Annotated in this window: 2 protein-coding genes; both read left to right on the top strand. The window is 67.4% G+C overall.

The features are described from left to right. A partial coding sequence (locus tag ACZ7J0_RS33695; RefSeq protein ID WP_470893889.1) for an AMP-binding protein occupies window positions 1-1,080 on the top strand: 1,080 nt, incomplete at its 5' end. Between the two features lie 482 nt (window positions 1,081-1,562). Next, window positions 1,563-3,501, top strand: a 1,939-nt coding sequence (locus tag ACZ7J0_RS33690) for a condensation domain-containing protein (RefSeq protein ID WP_470893887.1), incomplete at its 3' end; no start/stop codon positions are given.

The following is a 3,501-nucleotide window of genomic DNA, read 5'->3' as shown; positions in this document are numbered from 1 at the left end:
TTCGTGCCGTCGATGCTGGAGGCTTTTCTTGCTGAGGAGTCGGCGGCCGGGTGTGGTGGGCTGCGCCGGGTGGTTTGTTCGGGTGAGGCTCTGTCTTCTGCGGCGCAGGAGCGGTTCTTCGCTGTGTTGCCGGGGGTGGGGCTGCACAATCTGTATGGGCCGACGGAGGCGTCCGTCGATGTCACCGCCTGGGAGTGCGTGCCGGGTCATACGGGTGGCTCGGTTCCGATAGGCACGCCGATCGCCAACACGCGTACTTACGTTCTTGATTCGGCGCTGAATCCGGTGCCGGTGGGTGTGGGGGGAGAGCTCTACCTCGCGGGTGTGCAGCTTGCTCGTGGTTATGTGGGGCGGGTGGGCCTGACGGCTGAGCGGTTTGTGGCCAGTCCCTTCGTCCCTGGTCGGCGGATGTATCGCACTGGTGATGTGGTGCGCTGGAACGCGGACGGGCAGCTCGAATACCTCGGGCGCGCGGACGAGCAGGTCAAGATCCGTGGCTTCCGTATCGAGCCCGGTGAGGTGCAGGCCGTCGTGGCCGCGCACCCGCAGGTGGCCCAGGCCGCCGTGATCGCCCGCGAGGACACCCCCGGCGGCAAGCGCCTCGTCGCCTACGTCGTCCCTGCCGACGGCACTGACTCCTGGTCGCCCTCCACCACGGCCTCACTGCTGGCCCACGCGGCCGAGCGTCTGCCCGAGTACATGGTTCCTTCGGCGGTCGTTGCCCTCGACGCGCTGCCGCTGACCGTGAACGGCAAGCTCGACCGCAAGGCCCTTCCCGCACCCACATACGCCACGGGCGCCGGCCGCGCCCCCTCCACCCGGGAGGAGCGGATCCTCTGCGAGGCGATCGCCGGGGTCCTCGGCCTGGAAAGCGTCGGAGTGGACGACGACTTCTTCGCCCTCGGCGGCCACTCGCTGCTCGCGACTGAACTCGTCGTCCGCATTCGTGCCGCCCTTGGCGTCGATGTCGAACTCCGCGCGGTGTTCAACGCGCCGACCGCTGCCGGTCTCGCGCAGCAGCTCAGTTCGGAGAAGTCAACCCGTCCGACCTTGCGTCCCATGCGCGGAAATAGTGCGTAAGTCAAGGGGCTCAACCTGAACAAAGGAATAGAGAGCTGACGTGCTTCGGCCGCCGTGTCCCATGATTTCGGGAGCGGTGGCCGAAGCGCGTTCAGGACCGGGGTCAGGGGCGTTCAACTGCCGTTCCGAGTCGGTTGAACAGGCCGTACGGGGAGTCGTGAGCTGCGGTGTTCCCTGGCGAGGCCGCGCGGGGCGGGGGTGCGGAGGCAGAGCATTGATCGTCGGTACGGCCTGGGTCATAGTGGTTCGCGCCAGCCGGAGTCCCGAATCGCGGGGTGGATTCTCGGACCGGTGACACCGGCTCGATGTCTTTCTGGTGACAGCTGTTCCCCATGTTCTTCGTGTTCGTATGTACAAGGCCTTAGGAATGCCTTGACCACGCCACGCCACGCCTTCCTTCCAGACGGGGGTGAACGGCGGCAGACGTTCGACAGTCAGCCTGGGCCGACGTTGCGGCCGGGACGAAACCGGGAAGGTTCCTGATGATTCCGTTGTCTTTCGCACAGCGTCGGTTGTGGTTCATCCAGCAGCTCGAGGGCGCCAGTGCGACCTACAACATCCCGGTGTCGCTGCGCCTATCGGGCTCGGTGGACCGAGCCGCGCTGGGCGCGGCACTGCGGGACGTCCTGGAGCGGCACGAAGTCCTGCGCACAACGTTCGCGGCGAACGGCGGCGAGCCGTATCAGCGCATCCTCGGTCCTGAGGATCTCGACTGGGAACTGCAGACCGTGGACCTGCCCGACTCCGCGACGCCGGCGGATCTGGCAGACGCGGCTGCTGGTGTGTTTGGATACGAGTTCGACCTGTCATGCGAACTCCCCATTCGCGCATGGCTGTTCTCGGCCGGTCCCGACGAGCACGCTCTCGTCGTGGTCGTCCACCACATCGCGGGCGACGGCTACTCGATGCGGCCCCTGGCGCGGGACCTTTCCACGGCCTATGCGGCACGGCGTGAGGGCAATGCCCCCGAGTGGGAGCCGCTGCCGGTCCAGTACGCCGACTACGCGCTGTGGCAGCGCGAGCTGCTCGGTGACGAGAACGACCACGACAGCGTCGGCTCGCGGCAGGTGGCCTACTGGCGCGAGGAGCTGGCCGGCGCCCCCGAGGAGCTGGCGCTCCCGTTCGACCGCACGCGTCCGCCCGTCGCCTCCTACCGGGGCCACAGTGCGCCCTTCGAGATTCCGACTGATGTGCACGTCCGCCTCCAAGAGCTGGCACGTGCCGAGGGCGTGACCACGTTCATGCTGTTCCAGGCCGTGCTGGCGATGACACTGTCCCGGCTCGGCGCGGGCACGGACATCCCCATCGGCGCCCCCGTGGCAGGCCGTACGGACGTGGCGCTCAACGACCTGGTCGGGTTCTTCGTCAACACGCTTGTGCTGCGTACGGACCTGTCCGGCAATCCGACGTTCCGGGAGGTTATCGGTCGCGTCCGGGAGACGAGTCTGTCCGCGTTCGCGCACCAGGACGTGCCGTTCGAAAAGCTGGTCGAGGAGCTGGCCCCGACACGTGCGCTCTCGCGGCACCCCCTGTTCCAGGTCATGCTCACCGTCGAGAACGTCGCGCGGGCCGAGGTCAGCATGTCGGGCGCGCGCGCCAGCTCGCTGGCGGCCGTGGCGTCGGAGCATGTGTCGGCGCAGCTCGCCACCAGGACGGTGGCGAAGTTCGACCTGGACGTCGGCGTCGAGGAGGCTTTCGACGAGACGGGTGCCCCGGCGGGGCTGCGCGGTTCCGTGGTCGCCTCGGCTGATCTGTTCGAGGCGGCCTCGGCCGCCGGCCTCGCCGGACGGCTCACACGTGCCCTGCACGCACTGATTGCTGACCCGGACACCCGGCTGAGCAGCGTTGACGTACTCGATGACGTCGAACGGCAGCACACGCTCGTGGAGTGGAACGGCCCGGTGGTGGAGACGGCCGGGGACGCGACGGTGGTGGGTCTGTTTGAGGCGCAGGTGGTGCGGGCGCCGGGGGCTGTGGCGGTTGTCGCGAACGGTGTTGAGGTGTCGTATGCCGTTTTGGATGGTCGTGCGAATCGGTTGGCGCGTTTGCTGGTGGAGCGGGGTGTGGGGCCTGAGTCGTTGGTGGGGGTGTGTCTGGGGCGTGGTGTTGAGACGGTGGTGGCGCTGCTTGCGGTGCTGAAGGCTGGGGGTGCGTATCTGCCGATCGACCCGGAGTATCCGGCTGACCGGATCGCCTACATGCTCGGCGACGCGGCTCCGGTGGTGGTGCTGATGACTTCGGAGTGGGCTGGGGTACTGCCCCGGGGTGTGGCTCAGGTTTTGCTGGACGATGAGTCGACGGTCGATGAGATCAGTGGACATGACGATGGTTCGCTGGGTGTGGTGATTCGGTCTGAGTCTCCGGCGTATGTGATTTATACGTCGGGTTCGACGGGTCGTCCGAAGGGTGTGGTGGTTGAGC

The sequence above is a fragment of the Streptomyces sp. NPDC038280 genome, assembly GCF_055600045.1.
This window is presented reverse-complemented; position numbering and strand designations above follow the sequence as displayed.